General features: G+C 60.0%; 21 protein-coding genes. 7 read left to right on the forward strand and 14 right to left on the reverse strand.

The features are described 5' to 3' along the window. Nucleotides 1-16 precede the first annotated feature (16 nt). The 4 genes from CWM53_RS25430 to CWM53_RS25445 all read left to right on the forward strand — a co-directional run bounded on the left by CWM53_RS25430 (nt 17) and on the right by CWM53_RS25445 (nt 3,723). On the forward strand, nt 17-829 hold the full coding sequence (locus CWM53_RS25430; protein WP_074385574.1) for a DNA-binding transcriptional regulator: 813 nt from the start codon (nt 17-19) through the stop codon (nt 827-829). Between the two features lie 92 nt (nt 830-921). Next, nucleotides 922-1,980: an ABC transporter substrate-binding protein gene (locus CWM53_RS25435; RefSeq protein ID WP_100729493.1), complete on the forward strand. Its 1,059-nt coding sequence runs from the start codon at nt 922-924 to the stop codon at nt 1,978-1,980. Continuing rightward, nucleotides 1,970-2,977 carry a FecCD family ABC transporter permease gene (locus CWM53_RS25440; RefSeq protein ID WP_100729494.1) on the forward strand — a complete coding sequence of 336 codons (1,008 nt, stop codon included), beginning with the start codon at nt 1,970-1,972 and terminating at the stop codon, nt 2,975-2,977. Before CWM53_RS25435 ends, CWM53_RS25440 begins: the two co-directional genes overlap by 11 nt. After that, nucleotides 2,974-3,723, forward strand: a complete 750-nt coding sequence (locus tag CWM53_RS25445) for an ABC transporter ATP-binding protein (protein WP_100729495.1) — start codon at nt 2,974-2,976, stop codon at nt 3,721-3,723. Before CWM53_RS25440 ends, CWM53_RS25445 begins: the two co-directional genes overlap by 4 nt. Here CWM53_RS25445 and CWM53_RS25450 read toward each other — a convergent pair. From CWM53_RS25450 to CWM53_RS25465, 4 genes are all read right to left on the reverse strand, one after another. Beyond that, nucleotides 3,707-4,450 (reverse strand): substrate-binding domain-containing protein, encoded by a 744-nt coding sequence (locus tag CWM53_RS25450; protein ID WP_100729496.1) that lies wholly within the window; start codon nt 4,448-4,450, stop codon nt 3,707-3,709. The two genes, CWM53_RS25445 and CWM53_RS25450, sit on opposite strands and share 17 nt — an antisense overlap. Nucleotides 4,451-4,506: 56 nt before the next feature. After that, the gene (locus tag CWM53_RS25455) at nt 4,507-5,343 is read right to left on the reverse strand and encodes a shikimate dehydrogenase family protein (RefSeq protein WP_100729497.1); all 837 of its coding nucleotides are present in this window, start codon (nt 5,341-5,343) and stop codon (nt 4,507-4,509) included. A gap of 15 nt (nt 5,344-5,358) precedes the next feature. Then, nucleotides 5,359-6,681, reverse strand: a complete 1,323-nt coding sequence (locus tag CWM53_RS25460) for an MFS transporter (RefSeq protein ID WP_023322833.1) — start codon at nt 6,679-6,681, stop codon at nt 5,359-5,361. Between the two features lie 71 nt (nt 6,682-6,752). Then, complete coding sequence (locus tag CWM53_RS25465) at nt 6,753-8,606, reverse strand: bifunctional sugar phosphate isomerase/epimerase/4-hydroxyphenylpyruvate dioxygenase family protein (RefSeq protein ID WP_100729498.1); 1,854 nt, start codon at nt 8,604-8,606, stop codon at nt 6,753-6,755. A gap of 126 nt (nt 8,607-8,732) precedes the next feature. Here CWM53_RS25465 and CWM53_RS25470 point away from each other — a divergent pair, with 126 nt between their 5' ends. Beyond that, complete coding sequence (locus tag CWM53_RS25470; RefSeq protein ID WP_008804472.1) at nt 8,733-9,371, forward strand: TetR/AcrR family transcriptional regulator; 639 nt, start codon at nt 8,733-8,735, stop codon at nt 9,369-9,371. A 17-nt stretch (nt 9,372-9,388) separates the two neighbouring features. Here CWM53_RS25470 and fumD read toward each other — a convergent pair whose 3' ends face one another. Both fumD and CWM53_RS31405 read right to left on the reverse strand, forming a co-directional pair. After that, a complete protein-coding gene (gene fumD / locus CWM53_RS25475) occupies nt 9,389-9,601 on the reverse strand; it encodes a fumarate hydratase FumD (RefSeq protein ID WP_074385568.1) in 213 nt (70 codons plus the stop codon). Nucleotides 9,602-9,837: 236 nt separating this feature from the next. Further along, nucleotides 9,838-9,969 (reverse strand): hypothetical protein, encoded by a 132-nt coding sequence (locus CWM53_RS31405; protein WP_004217210.1) that lies wholly within the window; start codon nt 9,967-9,969, stop codon nt 9,838-9,840. A 137-nt stretch (nt 9,970-10,106) separates the two neighbouring features. On the opposite strand from CWM53_RS31405, the gene pykF reads away from it, so the two are divergent. Beyond that, a complete protein-coding gene (pykF, locus tag CWM53_RS25485) occupies nt 10,107-11,519 on the forward strand; it encodes a pyruvate kinase PykF (RefSeq protein WP_012541397.1) in 1,413 nt (470 codons plus the stop codon). A 312-nt stretch (nt 11,520-11,831) separates the two neighbouring features. Further along, entirely contained in the window at nt 11,832-12,068 is a 237-nt protein-coding gene (locus CWM53_RS25490) for a major outer membrane lipoprotein (protein ID WP_002908860.1), read from the forward strand. A gap of 61 nt (nt 12,069-12,129) precedes the next feature. On the opposite strand, the gene ldtE is transcribed toward CWM53_RS25490, so the two are convergent. The 8 genes from ldtE to CWM53_RS25530 all read right to left on the reverse strand — a co-directional run bounded on the left by ldtE (nt 12,130) and on the right by CWM53_RS25530 (nt 19,414). Continuing rightward, nucleotides 12,130-13,116, reverse strand: coding sequence for a L,D-transpeptidase LdtE (gene ldtE / locus CWM53_RS25495; RefSeq protein ID WP_100729499.1), 987 nt, complete (start codon nt 13,114-13,116; stop codon nt 12,130-12,132). Nucleotides 13,117-13,216: 100 nt separating this feature from the next. After that, a complete protein-coding gene (gene sufE, locus CWM53_RS25500) occupies nt 13,217-13,633 on the reverse strand; it encodes a cysteine desulfuration protein SufE (RefSeq protein ID WP_008804468.1) in 417 nt (138 codons plus the stop codon). 11 nt (nt 13,634-13,644) lie between these two features. Continuing rightward, nucleotides 13,645-14,865: a cysteine desulfurase SufS gene (sufS, locus tag CWM53_RS25505; RefSeq protein WP_074385566.1), complete on the reverse strand. Its 1,221-nt coding sequence runs from the start codon at nt 14,863-14,865 to the stop codon at nt 13,645-13,647. Continuing rightward, nucleotides 14,862-16,136 (reverse strand): Fe-S cluster assembly protein SufD, encoded by a 1,275-nt coding sequence (sufD, locus tag CWM53_RS25510; protein WP_074385565.1) that lies wholly within the window; start codon nt 16,134-16,136, stop codon nt 14,862-14,864. Before sufD ends, sufS begins: the two co-directional genes overlap by 4 nt. Beyond that, a complete protein-coding gene (gene sufC / locus CWM53_RS25515; RefSeq protein WP_061154248.1) occupies nt 16,111-16,857 on the reverse strand; it encodes a Fe-S cluster assembly ATPase SufC in 747 nt (248 codons plus the stop codon). The genes sufD and sufC overlap by 26 nt, the downstream gene beginning before the upstream one ends. 16 nt (nt 16,858-16,873) lie before the next feature. Further along, entirely contained in the window at nt 16,874-18,361 is a 1,488-nt protein-coding gene (gene sufB / locus CWM53_RS25520; RefSeq protein WP_100729500.1) for a Fe-S cluster assembly protein SufB, read from the reverse strand. A 2-nt stretch (nt 18,362-18,363) separates the two neighbouring features. Then, nucleotides 18,364-18,741, reverse strand: a complete 378-nt coding sequence (gene sufA, locus CWM53_RS25525) for a Fe-S cluster assembly scaffold SufA (protein ID WP_074385564.1) — start codon at nt 18,739-18,741, stop codon at nt 18,364-18,366. A 475-nt stretch (nt 18,742-19,216) separates the two neighbouring features. Next, nucleotides 19,217-19,414: a hypothetical protein gene (locus CWM53_RS25530; protein ID WP_004203090.1), complete on the reverse strand. Its 198-nt coding sequence runs from the start codon at nt 19,412-19,414 to the stop codon at nt 19,217-19,219. Nucleotides 19,415-19,429 lie beyond the last annotated feature (15 nt).

Genomic DNA, 19,429 nt, shown 5'->3' on the forward strand with positions numbered 1-19,429 from the left:
TTTTAAGGAAGGATTTATGCATGACGATGGGTCCACAGCGTACAAAACGGTGCGCGGGTTAAGCCGGGGTTTGTTGTTATTAAAATTGTTAAATAAATTTGACGGCGGCGCGACGCCGGGCCTGCTGGCGGAGTTTAGCGGCCTGCATCGCACCACCGTGCGCCGGCTGCTGGAGACGCTGCAGGAGGAGGGTTTTGTCCGCCGCAGCCGCTCCGATGACAGCTTCCGTTTGACCATTAACGTCCGCCAGCTGAGCGATGGATTTCGTGACGAACATTGGATTTCTGCCCTTGCCACGCCGCTGCTCGGTGAGCTGCTACGCGAGGTGCAATGGCCGACAGACATCACCACCCTCGACGTCGACGCCATGGTGGTGCGCGAGACCACCCACCGCTTCAGCCGGTTGTCGTTTCACCGCGCGATGGTCGGACGGCGGCTGCCGCTGCTGCTCACCGCCTCCGGGCTGACGTGGCTGGCCTTTGCCCCCGACGCGGAACGCGACGCCATCGTCAGCATGCTGGCCGCCCGTCCGGAGGCTGAGTATCAGCTGGCCCGCGAACCGGAACGGCTGGCGGCGATCCTCGCCCGCACCCGGCAGAACGGCTACGGTGAAAACTTCCGCGGCTGGCAGCAGGAGGAGAAAATCGCCTCCATCGCCGTGCCGGTCTGCAGCCAGCAGCGGGTTATCGGCTGCCTGAACCTGGTCTATATCGCCAGCGCGATGACCATTGAGCAGGCGGCGCAGAAGCATCTTTCCGCCCTGCAGAGGGTGGCGAGCCAGATAGAAGCCCGCATGGAAGAGGAAGAAGTGTGGTACGAAATGCCTTGATCGTGATGAGGGTAAACGCGATCAACCATTGCGCCCGGCGACGTTATATAATTTAATACATAGCGAATTTTTCACGCCATTCGGGCCACACCATGTCAAAACACCCCTTACTGCTGGGCCTGACGCTGCTCAGCGCCAGCCTGTTCACCGGCCAGGCCTTTGCCGACCGCACCGTCACCGACCAGCTGGGTCGCCAGGTCACCCTCCCCGACCACGTCACCCGCGTCGTGGTTCTGCAGCATCAGACGCTCAACCTGCTGGTGCAACTGCATGCCGCCGAGGATATCGTCGGCGTCTTAAGCAGCTGGCAGAAACAGCTCGGGCCGCAGTTCGCCCGCTTTATGCCCGAGATCGGGCAACTGGCGACGCCGGGCGATCTCACCCAGGTCAATATTGAAAGCCTGCTGGCGCTGCGTCCGCAGGTGGTTTTTGTCGCCAACTATGCGCCGCCGGCGATGATCGCGCAGATCCAACAGGCCGGGATCCCGGTGGTGGCCATCTCGCTGCGCCAGGACGCCGCGGGTGAAAAAAATAAAATGAACCCCGCCATGGCAGACGAAGAGCAGGCCTATAACGCCGGGCTGGTGGAGGGGATCCGCCTTATCGGCGAGGTCGTCGAACGCCAGCCCGAGGCCGAGGCGCTGATTCACTACACCTTCGAGGCGCGTAAACAAGCCAATGCGCCGGTGGTCGATATTCCACCGAACCAGCGGGTGCGGGTGTATATGGCCAACCCCGATCTGAATACCTACGGCGCCGGTAAATACACCGGGCTGATGATGGCGCACGCCGGGGCGCTGAACGTGGCGGCCGCCAGCGTAAAAGGCGCCCGTCAGGTGTCGCTTGAGCAGGTGCTGGAGTGGAACCCGCAGGTGATCTTCGTCCAGGACCGTTATCCGCAGGTGGTCAAACAGATAGAGAACGATCCGCAGTGGCAGGCGATCGATGCGGTGAAACACCACCGCGTGTGGCTGATGCCGGAGTACGCCAAAGCCTGGGGTTACCCGATGCCGGAGGCCCTGGCGCTGGGCGAGCTGTGGATGGCGAAAAAACTCTATCCTTCGCGCTATCAGAACATCGATGTGGACAGTAAAGCCCGGGATTACTATCAGCGTTTTTACCGCGTGGCGTGGACGCCAGATGCGCGCTAACCGCCATCCCTGGCGGTTGCAGGGTAGCCTGGCGCTGGCGACGCTGGCGATCGCGGTCGCCTCTCTTTGTTTCGGCCAGTACCCGTTAAGCCTGCGCGCCGTTGGGCACACCCTGGTCCATCTGCCGCCAGGTGAAGGGGTGATCGGGCAGATCGTCTGGTCGGTTCGCCTGCCGCGCGTGGTCATGGCCCTGCTGGCCGGGGGCGCGCTGGGGCTGTGCGGCGCCACCTTGCAGGGCGTGTTCCAGAACCCGCTGGTGGACCCGCACATCATCGGGGTGACCGCCGGCTCCGCCTTCGGCGGTACGCTGGCGATCCTGTTGGGCGTCGGCAGTCTGCTGATGATGGCCTCGACCTTTTTCTTCGGCCTCGTCGCGCTGGGGCTGATTTACGCCCTCGCCGCCCTGCAGGGGCGGGACAGCACGCTGGGGCTGATTCTGTCCGGGATCATTCTCAGCGGCTTCTTCGCCGCGCTGGTCAGCCTGATGCAGTACCTCGCCGATAGCGAAGAGACGTTACCGAACATTGTTTTCTGGCTGCTCGGCAGCTTCGCGACCGCCAGCTGGCATAAGGTACTGCTTATGTTCCTGCCCATGGCGGTGGCCGCCGGAGTGCTGTGGAAGCTGCGCTGGCGAATCAACCTGCTGGCCCTGGAGGAACGCGATGCCCGCAGTCTTGGCGTACCGGTGGCCGCGCTGCGTCGCGGCGTGCTGGTGTGCTGTGCGGTGCTGGTGGCAGCCCAGGTGGCGGTCAGCGGCAGCATCGCCTGGATGGGTCTGGTGGTCCCGCACCTCGCCCGCCTGCTGGTGGGCGCTGACCATCGTCGCCTGCTGCCTACCGCCTTCTGGCTTGGCGCCGCCCTGATGCTGGTGGTGGACGATCTGGCGCGCACGCTGACCCAGGCGGAAATCCCGATCGGGATCATCACTGCCCTGCTCGGCGCGCCGCTGTTTACCTTTTTACTGGTGCAATCCCGGCGCCGGAGTACCGCCCGATGAACAGCTCATTATCGCTGGAAGCACTACGCTACGGCCACCGTCAGCCGCTCTTCGCCCCGCTCACGCTGGCCTGCCGGCCCGGTGAGATCTGGGCGGTGCTGGGCGCCAATGGCCGGGGAAAAAGTACCCTGCTGGATACCCTGACCGGCGTGTTGCCGCCGCTGGGCGGCCAGGTGCAGTGTGAGGGCGGCGTCGCCCTGGTCCCGCAGTCGTTTCGTCCCGCTTTTCGCTGGCGCGTGAGCGATGTCGTGCTGATGGGCCGCGCCCGTCATGTGGATCTCTTTGCCCAGCCGGGCGAGGAGGATGCCCGGCGGGTTGAGAACGCGCTGGCGCAACTGGGGATTGCCGCCCTGGCCGGAGATGACTTCGGCGCCCTCTCCGGCGGCCAGCAGCAGCTGGTGCTGATTGCCCGCGCGCTGGTCAGCGCCAGCCAGAATATCCTGCTGGATGAGCCCTGCTCGGCGCTGGACCTTGGTAACCAGCAGGTGGTACTGCAGCTGATCGGCGACCTCGCCCACCGCCAGGCGCGCACCGTCCTGTTCACCACCCATGATCCAAACCATGCGCTGCAGGTGGCCAGCCATACGCTGCTTCTTCTGCCGGAGGGCCAGTGGCTGGCAGGCGAGACCGCTGACGTGCTGAGCGAAACGCACCTCCGGCAAGCGTACGGCCTGCCGGTACGTCTGATCCACCATGCCGCCTCCGCGTCCCCTCTGCTGGCGCCGGGTTTTACTCTGCGTCGCTGAACGGCATAAAACCCGCCTGCCGGAGATACTTCTGGCCAACGTCGCCGAGGATAAAGCGATACAGGGCCAGCGCGGCGGGATCCGCCCTGAGGCGCGCCAGCTGGTAATCGCAGCGAATATTCCACGGCGCCGGAATAGTCAGGGTACGCAGATCGTCGCAGGCGGCCAGCGCGGGGCCATAGTGCGCGTAGCCGATAAACAGATCCGCCAGGTTCTGGCGAATAAGCCACGCGCCAGCTATCTCGCCCGGCGGCACGCTCAGTGAGTCTCTGCCGCCGACCCGCGGCTGCGCTCGCCCGGCTATCGCATTGCCCAACCCAGGATAATGCGCCTCAATTCGGGCAAACAGTTGCCAGGTATAATCTCCCGACGGATCGCATCCCGGCGTGGAGGTCGCCAGCCGCAGGTGGGGCGTGCTGAGCAGCGCCAGCCAGTCCAGGCCATCGTTTTCCGGCGACCGCCGGGCGGTCAGCATCAGCTGGTTGCCGGCAAATCCCTGGCATTCCTGCGCCAGACCGGCCTGCAGCAGCGCCTGCGGGTGCGCCGCGTTGGCGGACGCAAAAACCGCGCACGGCGCCCCGGCCTCGATCCGCTCGCGCAGCAGGCCGGCAGGGCCAAACTGCGCATCGACCGCCAGGCCAGTGTGCTGCTGAAAGTGCGCCACCAGCGGCAGGAAAGCGCTTCTCAGGCTTCCCGCCGCCAGCAGCGTGAGAGGAGTGGACATCATAGATAGTCGCTATAAACCGGATAATATAACGCTATATTACCCGGTTTGCCGTCGCGTCAGTAGCGAATTTCCGCCAGCGCGCGCAGCTGCTCGGGGGTGGCTACCGGCAGGTCGAAAAAGCGCAGATAGGCGGGGATCATTTCAAACAACATGTCGGTCCCGCGCTGGATATGGCACTGTCGCGCCTGAGCGGCCCTCAGCAGCGGGGTGTACTCCTGGGTCATGACGACCTCCCCCACCCAGGTGCCTGGCGCCAGACGGTCAACGTTCAGCGGCAGCGGATCGCTGGCCTTCATCCCCAGCGGGGTGGCATTGACCACCAGCTCGTGTCCGACAGGATCGTGCTGCATCAGGGTGATATCGAGCTGCGGATAGTGCTGATGCAGCCGTCCGGCGAGGGCGTGCGCCACCTCGGGCCGGGTATCGTACAGGGTCAGGGCGCTGACTCCCGCCGCCGCGAGAGAGGCGGCGATAGCCGATCCCACCCCGCCGCTGCCGACCACCAGCGCGCGCGTCCCCTGCGGATTAAACCCTTTACGACGCAGGCCCAGCACAAAGCCGTCGCCATCGAACATATCCCCGCTCAGGCTGCCGTCGGCCTCGCGACGGATGGCGTTGCAGGCGCCGGCGATAGCCGCCGTCGGGCTCAGGCGCTGCACCAGATCGCAGGTGGCGATTTTATGCGGCATCGTCACCAGCGCGCCGATGATGTTGGTCATCGTAAACAGCGGCGGAATAAACGCGGCATAGTCCTCCGGCCTGACCCCCATCGGCACCACCTTTACGTCCACCTGCTGGTCGACGAACCACGGGTTATAGATCATCGGCGCCTTAAAACTGGCGGTCGGATAGCCAAGGTGCGCTATCAGCCGCGTATTCCCACTAATCACCATGCCTTGCTCCTTTGCTTACTGCGATAACTCGATACGTTTGACGTCGCCGAGGATAAACAGATAGGCCACCACGCCCAGCAGCGCGGCGCCGCCGATGTAGATCAACGCGTAGAAGAAATTGCCGAACCCGGCAACGATAAAACCGATCACCAGCGGGGTGAGGATCCCCGCGAGGTTGGCGCAGAAGTTAAACAGGCCGCCGGTCAGGCCGCCCAGCCCCTTCGGGGCAATATCGGAGATCAGCGTCCAGCCAAGCCCCACCATCCCCTGACCAAAAAAGGCAAACGACATCACCAGGATCACCGCCAGGTCGCTCTGCAGCCAGTTGGCGGTGATAATGCAGCTGGCCATCAGCAGACCGGCGACGATCGGCAGCTTACGACCAAGGTTGGCCGATCCGGTGGCCTTGAGCAGTTTGTCGGAGATCCAGCCGCCAAACATCACCCCGCCGGCGGCGGCGACAAACGGCAGGATGGAGAAGAAGCCCACCTTCAGCCAGGGCATATGCCGCTCGGTGGCCAGCCAGGTCGGGAACCAGGTGAGAAAGAATACCAGCACGGTATTGCCGGCAAACTGGCCGATACTGGCGCCGATGATCTGCCGTTTGCTCAGCAGCTGGCGGACCAGCGGCCAGCTGAACGCCACCTGCTGGTCCGTCGGGGCGCTCAGGCCGCCGCCGTTTTCGATATGCTCGCGCTCCTGCTGGCTGAGGCGCGGATCTTCATGCGGTTCGCGGTAGCAGCGCCACCACACCAGGGCAAACAGAATGCCGACCGCGCCGACGCTGACGAACAGCACCCGCCAGCCAAAGCCGTCCATGATCCAGAACAGCAGCGGCGCAAAGCAGGCCAGCCCGAGGTATTCCCCTACGGTGTATACCGCTGTGGCTTTCGCTCGCTCATGCTGCGGGAACCAGGCGCTGACCACCCGGCTGTTGACCGGAAAGCACGGCGCTTCGCTAATGCCGAGCCCGAAGCGGCACAGCAACAGTGTTTTCAGCCCCACCGCCATGCCGTGGAACAGGGTAAACAGCGACCACAGGGTCAGCGACAGAAAATAGGTCACTTTGTTGCCAAAGCGGTCAAGAAACAGCCCGCCGGGGATCTGCGCCAGGGCATAGGTCCAGGCGAAGGCGGAAAAAAGGATACCCATGATCGCCGGGTCAATCCCCAGCTCACCGGTGAGCTTTGGGGCGGCGATCCCCAGCACGGTGCGATCGAGGTAGTTGATCATGGTACCAACGGCCAACAGCGCAAGGATGCCGATGCGCCGCCGGGAGCGGCGCACGGTGACGGCAGGCTGGGCGGCAGCCGTCGGGTTAGGGCTATATGAGCTCATAGTCAGTTCCTGTCTCGGGTACAGAGGATGTTGTTATTGTGTTTAAGGCATAATGAACCATTTGATTCGGGCTAACAATACTGCATCGCCGCCAGACGGACGGCGGCATTCGCCGCGCCATAGAGCGCGTAGCCGACCCGTCGTTCGGTTAACTCAAAGAAAAAGCGCCCGGCGGTAAAGGGGCGGGTATAAAGATGCAGGAAGGCCCCGCCCTGCGGATCGCGGTCGTAGAGGAGCTGCCGCCGCTGCAGTTGCCCAACGTCCAGCTCGCCGCCGAAGCGCGCCAGCAGATCGTCATAATAGTTGGCCGGGATCGGCAGCGCATGGCGGGCAACCTCGGCAAGCTGGTCGCAGGTGGCCGGCAGATCGCGGCAGGCAAAGGCCGCATGCTGCAGCCCCGCCCCCTGGTAGCAGGCGACCGAACGGGCGATCTGCGTCGCCCGGCTCTGCGAAATATTCAGCGCCAGACGAATATCGCCCTGCGGGCTGCGCACCGCCAGACTGCGCACCAGTCCATACGGGTCCGGCAGCGTCTGCTCATGCTCAAGAGTAAAACCAAACACCGTGCGGAAGAACATCACCCAGTTGTCGCGGCTGTCGGCCTCCATCCCCAGCGCCAGATGGTCGATACCGAGATAATCCTCGCGCACCGTCAGCCCGTCGCGCAGATGAAAATCGCGCTCATAGATCGCCTCCCCGGCGTCGATGAGATAGATAAGGCTACCGTCCGGGGCGCAGATCGCCGGGATCGGCGTTTCGTTCGGCCCGGCATCGCCCTGCCAGGTGGCATACCCCAGCGCGCGGGCGCGGGCAACAATCGGCGCACTGCGATCGACCCGCAGCGCCATGGCGCAGAGCGAAACGCCGTGGCGTTGATAGAAATGATCGGCCCAGCTGTGGGGCTGATGGTTGATGACGATCCGCGCCCCGCCGTTGCGCCACAGCGTCACCTGTTTGGAGCGGTGGCTTCCCTCGTGCTGAAAACCCAGCGCCTGCAGATGCTGCCCCAGACGCTGCGCCTCGGCGGCGCTGGCGGCAAACTCGATAAACTCCAGCCCGTGATAGACCGGCAACGGCGGCGGTGAAAACAGATCGGCATCGCACGTCGGGAGCCGACGGCGGGTTTGTTCCTCCAGCCACAGCAGCGAACGGTAACCATCTTTGGCCGTCGCGCCGTTCGGCGAGGCGCGAAAACCGTCATTGAAGATCTCCAGCGACCAGGGGCCGCGATAGCCGCAGCGGGTGATCTGCTCGGCAAACGCCTCCAGCGGCAGCTCGCCCTGCCCGGGGAAGCAGCGGAAGTGGCGACTCCACTCCAGGAGATCCATTTTCATGTACGGCGCATCGGCGAGCTGAACAAAGGTGATTTTCTCCACCGGCACTGACGGCAGCGCATCCAGGGTGTCGCCGCGGGCCAGAATATGGAAGCTGTCGAGCACCAGGCCCAGCGCCGGGCTGTTCACCTGCCGCACCCGCTCCCAGGCCTGCTGCCAGCGGTTCACATGGGTTCCCCAGGCCAGGGCCTCATAGCCGATGGTGATTCCCTCTTCTTCTGCCAGCGTGGCCAGCGCCCGCAGGTCCGCGACCTGCAATTCGCTATCCGCCGAGCAGTCCGGCTGCACATTGCTGCACAGCAGCAGCGTGTCGCAGCCCAGCTCGTGCATCAGGGCAAACTTGCGCCGAGCGCGGGCCATATTCGCCGCAAACTGCGCCCGGCTGGCGCCTTCAAAATCGCGAAAGGGTTGAAAAAGCGTGATTTTCAACCCTAAATCGGCGGCAAGCTGGCGGATTTCCGCCGGCGTCCCCGTATAATAGAGCAGATCGTTCTCGAAAATTTCCACACCCTGATAGCCCGCCGCCGCAATAGCGTGCAGCTTCTCAGGCAGGGTGCCGGAAATCGAAACGGTGGCGATAGAGCGCAGCATAAGGTCCTCGGGTCAACAACTGACGTGAGCCTTGAATATGTATCATTTGGTTCATTTGCGCCATACTAGGTTGCTAAATTGTGATCATTATGTGTATTTTTTGTCACCCAAGAAAAAGGAGTTGCCATGACCGTCGTTGCTCATGATGAAGCACAATCCCTGAAGGCGCGGATTTTCAGCGCCGCTATCGCTGTCTTTGCTGAACACGGGCTGTCAGGCGCCCGCATGGAGCAGATCGCCACCGAGGCGCAGACCACCAAGCGCATGGTGGTTTACTACTTCAAAAGCAAAGAGCAGCTCTATCAGGAGGTGCTGCAGTATGTGTATGCGCGGATCCGCGAAACCGAGCAGCAGCTGGGGCTGGAGAATGTGCCGCCAGTGGAGGCGCTGGTGCGGCTGGTGCGCTGGAGCGTGCGTTATCACGCCACCCACGCGGACTATATGCGGGTGATTTGCATGGAGAATATGCAGCGCGGCAAGTGGTTACAAACCTCGGGTGAACTGAAACCGCTGAATCGTACCGCCCTGTCGATTCTGGAAGACATTTTACAGCGCGGCCAGCAGCAAGGCGTCTTTCAGGCGGGGCTCGAAGCACGCGATGTGCACCGGTTAATCAGCAGCTTCAGCTTTTATCAGGTGTCGAACTTCTACACCTTCAGCAGCCTGTACCTGGACGACCCGCTGCCCGCCATCGACGACGAAGCGATGGTGGCCCACCACTGTGACATTGCCGTCCGGGCGGTGATCCGCTTCGTGATTTCCTGACCCGCCGGCGAAAGACGTTAATGCCCGGAAAGGGCGTGAATGACTTTCGTCATGGCCTCTTCGGTGAGCGCCGAACGCTGAATTTTGGCGTTCGCCAGCGAGGTGCGCAGTACGCCAGCAATGACAATGTGTTTCGGCTCCTGGCCCAGGTCTCGCATTTCCAGCACCACTTTACCCACCACGCGGCACATTTCCTGGTACAGCTCGTCGTCTTTGGCTTTATTTCCCATATGGTTTTGCTCGCACTTTATTATTATCAATCAATTCATTATTGATAGATTTTTTCCGCAACGCAAATTATCCCCGGCGGAATGGGCCAATGGCGCGTTTTACTGGTTCATAATGCGAGAAAAAGCGCGTTCTGCTGCCCCTTTGCCTGCCTGGTGATGAAAAAATGTGTTGCGTACTTTTATGCATAACGTGCCGGTTTTGTTACGCGTTTTGTCCATAATTTGAAACGAGGTTTTTATTTTCCTTTTTGATTTCGGCAGCGTATAATGCGCTTCGATTCTTTCTTGAATGGTTTCAGCGCATTGGACTGCATGATAAAACGCATAACACCTTGCCACATTTCATGGGCTGAACCGCCAGCACACATTCTTCTGCACGCTCCGGGGTTGTCACCTATCCTTAGGGCGTGGCTTAGCAACTTTCGTAATACAGGTTTGGCTCCCCGGCAGTGCGCCCGCGGAGCGAGAATTCCATATCCTTCACAACTTAAAGACTAAAACTGTCATGAAAAAGACCAAAATTGTTTGCACCATCGGTCCGAAAACCGAATCTGAAGAGATGCTGACCAAAATGCTGGAAGCCGGCATGAACGTGATGCGTCTGAACTTCTCCCACGGTGACTATGCGGAACACGGTCAGCGCATCCAGAACCTGCGCAATGTGATGAGCAAAACCGGTAAGAAAGCCGCTATTCTGCTGGACACCAAAGGCCCGGAAATTCGTACCATCAAGCTGGAAGGCGGCAACGACGTCTCACTGAAAGCAGGCCAGACCTTCACCTTCACCACCGATAAATCCGTCGTCGGCAACAACGAAATCGTTGCAGTGACCTACGAAGGCTTCACGTCTGACCTCACCGTCGGCAACACCGTTCTGGTGGACGATGGCCTGATCGGCATGGAAGTAACGGCTATCGAAGGCAACAAAGTTATCTGTAAAGTGCTGAACAACGGCGACCTTGGCGAGAACAAAGGCGTAAACCTGCCGGGCGTCTCCATCGCCCTGCCGGCGCTGGCTGAGAAAGACAAACAGGACCTGATCTTCGGTTGCGAACAGGGCGTGGACTTTGTCGCGGCCTCCTTCATCCGTAAACGTTCCGACGTCGTCGAGATCCGTGAGCACCTGAAAGCCCACGGCGGCGAAAACATCCAGATCATCTCCAAAATCGAAAACCAGGAAGGCCTGAACAACTTCGACGAAATCCTCGAAGCCTCTGACGGCATCATGGTTGCTCGTGGCGACATGGGCGTTGAGATCCCGGTTGAAGAAGTTATCTTCGCCCAGAAAATGATCATCGAAAAATGTATCCGCGCGCGCAAAGTGGTTATCACCGCGACTCAGATGCTGGACTCCATGATCAAGAACCCGCGTCCGACCCGCGCTGAAGCCGGCGACGTGGCCAACGCCATCCTCGACGGTACCGATGCAGTGATGCTGTCCGGCGAATCCGCGAAAGGTAAATACCCGCTGGAAGCCGTCACCATCATGGCAACCATCTGCGAACGTACTGACCGCGTAATGACCAGCCGTCTGGACTTCAACAACGACAACCGTAAACTGCGCATCACCGAAGCGGTGTGCCGCGGCGCGGTAGAAACCGCTGAGAAACTGGAAGCGCCGCTGATCGTTGTCGCCACCCAGGGCGGTAAATCCGCGCGCGCTGTACGCAAATACTTCCCGGACGCCACCATCCTGGCCCTGACCACCAACGAAACCACCGCTCGCCAGCTGGTGCTGAGCAAAGGCGTTGTGCCGCAGCTGGTGGAAGAGATTGCCTCTACCGATGACTTCTATCATCTGGGCAAAGATCTGGCGCTGAAAAGCGGCCTCGCGCGCAAAGGCGACGTGGTGGTGATGGTTTCCGGCGCATTAGTGCCGAGTGGTACCACTAATACGGCTTCCGTACACGTGCTGTAATAATTTACAGGTTAATTGGTTTTTTTTAATAAAGCGCCTCTCGGGGCGCTTTTTTTTATTCATTGATTAGCTCTTCCTATTAAAAATGCAAATCGGAATTTACTATTTAATAAGAGATTATCTAAGATGAATCCGATGGAAGCGCGCTGTTTTCACTCGCCTTTTTCAGCGATTTTGTCCAATTCGATGCTTCTTTGAGCGAACGATCAAAAATAAGTGCGTTCAGGTAAAAAAAATATTCTCATCCCAAAAAACTTTGTGTAATACTTGTAACGCTACATGGAGATTAACTCAATCTAGAGGGTATTAATAATGAATCGTACTAAACTGGTACTGGGCGCGGTAATCCTGGGTTCTACTCTGCTGGCTGGTTGCTCCAGCAATGCTAAAATCGATCAGCTGTCTTCTGACGTTCAGACTCTGAACGCTAAAGTTGACCAGCTGAGCAACGACGTGAACGCAATGCGTTCCGACGTTCAGGCTGCTAAAGACGACGCAGCTCGCGCTAACCAGCGTCTGGACAACCAGGCTCACTCTTACCGTAAGTAAGAGTTCTGGTAATAAAAATGGCGCACTCTGTGCGCCATTTTTTTTGCCCTCAGCATGAGGGCTACTGGGTAAGCAGGCTGTTGTCAGACGGCGTGTTCTGCGCCGACAGCGTAGCTGGCGCACTCTCCGTCCCCGTGGACACCACCACCGGATATCCCGCCCTTCTCGACATCGCTTTTTTCAGCTGTACATCATCGACCGCCTTATCCTCTGCGAAGGCGTGAAACGCTGCAGGCAGCGTGTAGGCGATGGTCCGGGTGTTTTCCTCTTCCGTCTGCGAAAGCGGCCTGTGGACCTCGACATAGCGTTTACCATCCGGTTCGACGGCAAACTTCACCGGCTGATTGATAATCCGTACCGGCGTCCCGGTTTTCACCTGGTTGAACAGCGCTTTGATGTCATCAGCGTTCATTCGCATACAGCCTGAGCTGACGCGCAAACCGACGCTGTCCGGCGCGTTGGTGCCATGAATCAGATACTCGCCGTTACCGTAGGCCAGGCGCAGCGCATAGCGCCCCAGCGGATTGTAAGGCCCGGCCGGGACCACCGCCGGTAACGTCACCCCTTTCTCCAGCGAACGCGCCCGAATGCCCGCGGTGGGCGTCCAGGTCGGGTTGGGGATCTTCTGCCCGACGCGGGTGGTCATCTCAGGCGTTTCCAGCCCTAACTGGCCGATACCCAGCGGATAGACCTGCACCTGATTCTCTCCCGGTGGGAAGTAATACAGCCGCAGTTCTGCAAGGTTGACGACGATGCCCTCTCGCGGCACGTCGGGGAGCAGCATCTGGGAGGGGATCAGGACCTGAGTACCGGGCTTCGGCTGCACCGGCGCAATGGTATCGTTGGCTTCGAGGATCAGCATCGCCGCGGTATCAAAATGGCGGGCGATCGCCTGCAGGTTGCGGTCTCCCTCCTGTACGGTCCAGTACTGGTTCTGGCCAATCAGTCGGCTGTCGGCGGGAGGAAGCGGGTAGTCGACGGCCCAGGCGGCCGAGGAGGCGCCAAGCGCGCTGAGAAGGGCTAAAGTGATCATCGTTTTGCGTTTCATACTGAGATTCCTTCTTTCGCTGATAAAACGCCAGGAGACTGAACGGCGGCAGGAGCAGAACCCCTACCGGACGTAACAGAATGAAATCTACCTGTTTATTCTAGCTAATATTTGCGGCTTTCGCGCGGATCGCACGGATCATGGCTTCAAGCCCTTGCGAGCGGGAGGGAGTCAGGTGTTGGGTGAGCGCCATTTTTTCAAACCACGGGCGCACGTCGAACTCGATGATATCCTGGGCGGTCATCCGGTCATAAAGGATAAACACCACCGCAATCAGCCCCTTGACGATCGCCGCATCGCTGTCACCGCGCAGGGTGATAACGCCGGAGGGGTCCTGCGCCATCACGATCCACACCTGGCTTTGACAGCCCTGAATAATGTTCTGCACGCTGTGTTCTTCCGGGCTTAGCGGCGCCAGCCGCTGGCCCAGCTCAATGATATAGAGATACTTCTCTTCCCAGTTGGCGCAACGGCTAAAATTGCGCAACAGTTTGTCTTTGTCCGGTAGTGCCGCCATCGTCACGTCCTTTACCCTAATAATTTGTGGATCCGCTGCAGGCCAGCCACCAGGCGGTCCACCTCTTCCGTGGTATTGTACATCGCCAGCGACGCCCGACACATGGCCGGTACCTGGTAGTAAGCCATCAACGGCATCGCGCAGTGGTGCCCGGTCCGCACGGCGATACCGTAGTTGTCGAGGAAGCTGCCAACGTCATAGGCGTGATGCTGGCCGAGGTTAAAGGCGATCACCCCTTTGCGCTGCGCCGGCCCGTAGAGGATCAGATCCGGCACGGCGCGCAGGGCCTCCAGCGCATAGCGCATCAGGGTCTGCTCGTACTCGGCGATCTGCGTCAGCCCCAGCTGGCTGACGTAGGTCAGCGCCGCGCCGAGGCCAATGATCCCCCCGGTATTCGGCGTACCGGCCTCAAAGCGCCACGGCGCCCGGTTCCAGGTGGTGCCTTCCGTCAGGCTGACGGTGGCGATCATCGACCCGCCGCCTTCCCACGGCGCCATCGCCTGCAGCAGCTCGGACCGACCATAGAGCACGCCGATCCCGGTCGGGCCATACAGCTTGTGTCCGGAGAAGACGTAGAAATCGCAGCCCAACGCCTGCACATCTACCGGGTGGTGCATCACCGCCTGGGCGCCATCCACCAGCACTTTCGCGCCATGCTGATGCGCAAGGGCAATCAGCGCCGCCAGCGGGTTTTCCGTCCCCAGCACGTTGGAGACCTCGGTAATCGCCAGCAGGCGGGTGCGCGGGTCAAACAGTCGCGGAATAACGTCCAGTTGCAGGGTGCCGTCCGGGTTCAGGGGGATCACCCGCAGCTCAGCCCCGACGCGGGCGCAGAGCATCTGCCACGGCACAATGTTGGCGTGGTGCTCCATCTCGCTGATGATGATGTTATCCCCGGCGCCGACGTTGGCGTTTCCCCAGCTGTTGGCCACCAGGTTGATGCCCTCGGTGGTGCCGCGGACGAACACCACTTCCTCCGCCGACCCGGCGTTAAGGAAGGTCGCCGCCTGCTGGCGCACCGCTTCCATCCGCGCGGTAGCTTCCGCGCTGAGGGTGTGGATCCCGCGATGCACCGCCGCGTAGCCATAGCGATAGAATTCCGCTTCGGCGCCGATCACTGCCTCCGGTTTCTGAGCACTGGCGGCGCTGTCAAGATAGGCCAGCGGCTGACCGTTGACCTCCCGGTTTAGTACCGGAAAATCGGCGCGAACGCGTTCAACTGAAAATGTCATACTGTGCCTCCCGGCAAACGCTGTCCAATCCGCGCCAGCACCTGCTCTCTGAGCGCGTCGCTGCGGATAGCCTCGGTGAGCTCGGCGGCGAAGGCGTAGAGGATCATCTGCTGCGCCGCCTGCTGTTCGATACCGCGCGAGCGCAGATAGAACAGCTGTTCTTCATCAATGCGCCCGACGGTCGCCCCGTGGCTGCATTTCACGTCATCGGCGTAAATCTCCAGCTGTGGTTTGGTGTCGACCTCCGCCAGCCGCCCAAGCAGCAGATTGTTGTTGGTCATCTGGCCGTCGGTTTTCAGCGCGTGCGGCGCGACGTTGATCAGCCCGTTAAATACCGCCCGGCCCTTATCGCTGACGATGGTTTTGTGCAACTGGCGGCTGTTGCAGTAGCCGACCTGATGGTCGAGCCAGGTGCGGCTGTCGCAGACCTCATTTTTCACCGGCATCGCCAGCGAATTGAGGCGCAGGTTGCTGTTTTCACCGCCCAGGCGCGTGCTGGTGTGATGACGCAGCACCTGGCCGCCGAGCAGGAAACTGCTGCTGAAGGCCGAGGCGTCGCGGCCCAGCAGCAGATCGTTATGGGCGAAGTGGTAGCTGAGCGCGTTCTCAAACGCCAGCTTGATATGCTGGAGGTGCGCGTTATCGGCCACCGTCATGGTCAGTCGCCCGCCGGTGAAGTGCGGCTGCTCATTAAAGCTGAGGTAATGCTCGACCAGGGTCGCCTCCGCCCCGCTTTCCAGCGCCAGGTGATGGCGATAGTGGGCGGTATTCAGCGCATCGCCGGCCAGGCCGCGGGTGATATGCATCAGCAGCAGCGGCTTATCCAGGCGGCGGTTGCGCGGTACGCGAATGCGGGTCACCGTCTGCGCCAGGCTTTCGGTCAGATGGAGAAATACCTCCGGCTGCAAAGCATCCGGCAGATGCTGGCGTTGGTTATCGACGCTGACCTCCACGCCGCTGGCGGCGAGATCGTCGCTCAGCTCAGGATGATAGCGTCCATCGATAAACACCAGCCGCCAGGCGTCCAGCGGTAGCGCCAGCGCATCACGCTGTTCAGCACTAAGAGATGCCCCCTCATCGGCGACAAAGTGGCCGTTCAGTAGCGCGTCCAGCGGGGTGTATTTCCAGTCCTCCTGCTTGCGCGTCGGCAGCCCCAGGCGCAGCAGCTGCTGCAGATGCTGGCTGGCCTCCGCCGTACGCTGGCCGCCCTGCGCTTCAAACAGGTGGTGCCATTGCTGCAGCGCGTTACTGCTGTTCGGTAAGCCAGCCATAGCCCTGCTCCTCCAGCTGTTTGACGAGGGTGAAATCCCCCGACTTCACAATCCGCCCCTGATACAACACATGGACGTAATCCGGCTTGATATAGTCAAGAATGCGCTGGTAGTGGGTGACAATGATGAAAGCGCGTTTACCGTCGCGCAGAGCATTTACCCCCTGGGAGACGATTTTTAGGGCATCGATATCCAGCCCCGAATCCGATTCATCAAGAATGCACAGCTCAGGCTCCAGCACCGCCATCTGCAGAATATCGTTACGCTTTTTCTCACCGCCGGAGAAGCCGACATTCACCGAGCGGGTCAGCAGATCTTCCGGCATCTGCAGCAGCCTGATTTTCTCTTCCATCAAATCCTGGAAGTCGAAGCGATCCAGCGGCTCCTGGCCGCGATAGTTGCGCACGGCATTCAGCGCGGTCTGGAGGAAGAACTGGTTGCTGACGCCGGGAATTTCCACCGGATACTGGAAGGCCATAAAGATGCCTTCCCCGGCGCGATCTTCCGGAGCGAGTTCCAGCAGGTCTTTACCCTTAAATTCGACGCGGCCGCCGGTCACCTCGTAATCCTCACGCCCGGCCAGGGTGGCCGAAAGCGTACTTTTCCCCGAGCCGTTTGGCCCCATAATGGCGTGGACCTCGCCCGGGCGCACCTCAAGGTTCAGCCCGCGCAGGATCGCTTTATCTTCGACGGCGACATGTAAATCTTGAATACTTAACATCTTTTTTCCTTAATTATCAGCCGACGCTATGTTCAAGGCTAATGGCCAGCAATTTTTGCGCTTCGACGGCGAACTCCAGCGGCAGTTCGGAGAAGACGTCTTTACAGAAGCCGTTGACGATCATCGAGATGGCATCGTCTTCACTGATCCCGCGCTGCAGGCAGTAGAACAGCTGATCTTCGCCAATCCGCGAAGTGGTCGCTTCGTGCTCCAGCTGGGCGCTGTTGTTGCGGCATTCCACATACGGGAAGGTATGCGCCCCGCAGTCCGGGCCGATCAGCATCGAATCGCACTGGGTGAAGTTCCGGGCGTTAGTGGCGGTCGGCATGATTTTGACCAGCCCGCGATAGCTGTTCTGGCTGTGTCCAGCGGAGATCCCTTTCGAGATGATGGTCGAGCGGGTATTTTTGCCGATATGGATCATTTTGGTCCCGGTGTCCGCCTGCTGGTGACCGCTGGTCAGCGCTACCGAGAAGAATTCGCCGATCGAGTTATCGCCGCGCAGAATGCAGCTGGGGTATTTCCAGGTGATGGCCGAGCCGGTTTCCGACTGGGTCCATGACATCTTGCTGTTCTCTCCTTCGCACAGCGCACGCTTGGTGACGAAGTTGAGAATGCCGCCGGTGTTGTTATCGCCGGGGAACCAGTTCTGCACTGTGGAGTATTTCACTTCCGCATCTTTATGGATGATGACTTCAACGACCGCCGCATGCAGCTGATAGCTGTCGCGCACGGGCGCCGAGCAGCCCTCAATATAGCTGACGTAGCTGCCTTCATCGGCCACCAGGATAGTGCGTTCAAACTGCCCGGTCTTTTCGGCGTTGATGCGGAAATAGGTCGACAGCTCCATCGGGCAGCGGACGCCCTTCGGCACATAGATAAAGGTGCCATCCGAAGCCACTGCGGCGTTCAGCGCGGCGAAGAAGTTGTCATTGCCTGGCACCACGGTACCCAGATACTTTTTCACCAGTTCCGGGTGGTCGTGGATCGCCTCGCCGAAAGAACAGAAGATGATCCCCTGCTCCGCCAGCTTTTCGCGGTAGGTGGTCGCCACCGACACCGAGTCGAATATGGCGTCCACCGCCACCTCGCGCCCTTCACGTACCGGCACGCCCAGCTGGTTAAAGGCTTCTTCCACCTCGCTGGTCAGGAAGGTGTTGGCCCCGGTCTGCTGCACCGCGCCCGGCTCTGAAGCGCAGGTCTCATCGCAGTTGCCACAGGAGGGGGCGGAATAGTAGCTGTAGTCCTGATAATTCAGCTTATCGTAATGCGCTTTCAGCCAGTGCGGCTCTTCCATCTCCAGCCATGCCCGGAAGGCATTGAGCCGAAACTCCAGCATCCACCGCGGCTCATTGCGACGGGCGGAAATGGCCCGGACCACCTCTTCATTAATCCCTTTGGCCAGCTCATCGGTCTGCAGCCGGGTGAAAAAGCCCTCTTTATAGTTGAGCGGGCCGCCGGTCCAGGTTTTGACATCGTCAGTTGCTTCAGTATTACGCGACATAGTTACTCCGCCTGCACCCCAAAACTTTCGCCACAGCCGCACTCGTGCTGCGCTTTCGGGTTATGAAATTTAAAGATTTCATTTAAACCTTCACGGACGTAATCGAGCTCCGTGCCGTCAATGAACGGCATCGCCTGCAGCGGCGCCCACAGTTTCGCCCCGTCATGTTCAAAGAGCAGATCGTCGGCGGCCGGCTCGGCAATCATTTCGAGCACATAGCCAAAACCGGCGCAGCCGCTGGTTTTGATCCCCAGCCGCAGCCCTTTTGTATCCGGCTGCTTACGCATCAGATCGCGAATATGCGCGGCAGCGGCCGGCGTCATGGTCAGTCCCTGCCAGCTAAAATCGGCGGGATTAAAGGTTCCTGCTTGTACTTCCATCGATAGACCTCCAGGTTGGCGCCATCAAGGCATACCGCCATGTTAGTGATAATGATTATCACTTCAACCCATCTGCAGCAGGGGTATTGCCCCATTTAGCGCTTTTTATAAGCATAGACCCTCGCCCGGGGAATATCAGGGTGCACAAGGTGAAGTTAATCTTTTGATTTATAATATGTTATTCTGAAATCGTTCTATATTCGCACGCAATGGTAAAGATGTATCGAAAATACCGATTTATGCAATAGCAGATGACCCGGTTCCTGTTTATCGCGTGAGCCGGGAGGAATAAGTGACATCGTCACTCATCTGGACAGCAAGGCCGGAGAAGGCGCAGGTCCGGTGGTTCAGGATGAGAAAGCGCCAGCCCGTGACGCTTTCGGAAAGGGACAATCGCCGCTCGCCAGGCCCCGATCATGGGAATGAAAACTGTGATGAAGCGGGTAAAGGGATTGCCAGGCAGGGTAGCAGCTGGCTAGGTGCCTTTTCTGACCAGGCGGGCGGCCTGAACAAATACCTCATCTTCCACCCCGTCCCCCTTCTGTCTGCCCAGCCTCACCAGTTCATCCACGATACTCCCCTGATTAATCTGCTTCTGTGTAGCCACTAAGCTAATGACCGCCGCGCCGATGGCCATGCCAATCAATGCCGTTTGTTCATCTTTATCTTTCATGCTATCGCTCCGTCT

The sequence above is a fragment of the Klebsiella sp. A-Nf5 genome (assembly GCF_002810545.1).
Lineage (GTDB): Bacteria > Pseudomonadota > Gammaproteobacteria > Enterobacterales > Enterobacteriaceae > Klebsiella > Klebsiella variicola.

Coding starts and splice junctions, on each gene's coding strand:
- CWM53_RS25430 (WP_074385574.1), top strand. CDS start 17: ATGCATGACGATGGGTCCACAGCGTACAAAACGGTGCGCGGGTTAAGC.
- CWM53_RS25435 (WP_100729493.1), top strand. CDS start 922: ATGTCAAAACACCCCTTACTGCTGGGCCTGACGCTGCTCAGCGCCAGC.
- CWM53_RS25440 (WP_100729494.1), top strand. CDS start 1,970: ATGCGCGCTAACCGCCATCCCTGGCGGTTGCAGGGTAGCCTGGCGCTG.
- CWM53_RS25445 (WP_100729495.1), top strand. CDS start 2,974: ATGAACAGCTCATTATCGCTGGAAGCACTACGCTACGGCCACCGTCAG.
- CWM53_RS25450 (WP_100729496.1), bottom strand. CDS start 4,450: ATGATGTCCACTCCTCTCACGCTGCTGGCGGCGGGAAGCCTGAGAAGC.
- CWM53_RS25455 (WP_100729497.1), bottom strand. CDS start 5,343: ATGGTGATTAGTGGGAATACGCGGCTGATAGCGCACCTTGGCTATCCG.
- CWM53_RS25460 (WP_023322833.1), bottom strand. CDS start 6,681: ATGAGCTCATATAGCCCTAACCCGACGGCTGCCGCCCAGCCTGCCGTC.
- CWM53_RS25465 (WP_100729498.1), bottom strand. CDS start 8,606: ATGCTGCGCTCTATCGCCACCGTTTCGATTTCCGGCACCCTGCCTGAG.
- CWM53_RS25470 (WP_008804472.1), top strand. CDS start 8,733: ATGACCGTCGTTGCTCATGATGAAGCACAATCCCTGAAGGCGCGGATT.
- fumD (WP_074385568.1), bottom strand. CDS start 9,601: ATGGGAAATAAAGCCAAAGACGACGAGCTGTACCAGGAAATGTGCCGC.
- CWM53_RS31405 (WP_004217210.1), bottom strand. CDS start 9,969: ATGTGTGCTGGCGGTTCAGCCCATGAAATGTGGCAAGGTGTTATGCGT.
- pykF (WP_012541397.1), top strand. CDS start 10,107: ATGAAAAAGACCAAAATTGTTTGCACCATCGGTCCGAAAACCGAATCT.
- CWM53_RS25490 (WP_002908860.1), top strand. CDS start 11,832: ATGAATCGTACTAAACTGGTACTGGGCGCGGTAATCCTGGGTTCTACT.
- ldtE (WP_100729499.1), bottom strand. CDS start 13,116: ATGAAACGCAAAACGATGATCACTTTAGCCCTTCTCAGCGCGCTTGGC.
- sufE (WP_008804468.1), bottom strand. CDS start 13,633: ATGGCGGCACTACCGGACAAAGACAAACTGTTGCGCAATTTTAGCCGT.
- sufS (WP_074385566.1), bottom strand. CDS start 14,865: ATGACATTTTCAGTTGAACGCGTTCGCGCCGATTTTCCGGTACTAAAC.
- sufD (WP_074385565.1), bottom strand. CDS start 16,136: ATGGCTGGCTTACCGAACAGCAGTAACGCGCTGCAGCAATGGCACCAC.
- sufC (WP_061154248.1), bottom strand. CDS start 16,857: ATGTTAAGTATTCAAGATTTACATGTCGCCGTCGAAGATAAAGCGATC.
- sufB (WP_100729500.1), bottom strand. CDS start 18,361: ATGTCGCGTAATACTGAAGCAACTGACGATGTCAAAACCTGGACCGGC.
- sufA (WP_074385564.1), bottom strand. CDS start 18,741: ATGGAAGTACAAGCAGGAACCTTTAATCCCGCCGATTTTAGCTGGCAG.
- CWM53_RS25530 (WP_004203090.1), bottom strand. CDS start 19,414: ATGAAAGATAAAGATGAACAAACGGCATTGATTGGCATGGCCATCGGC.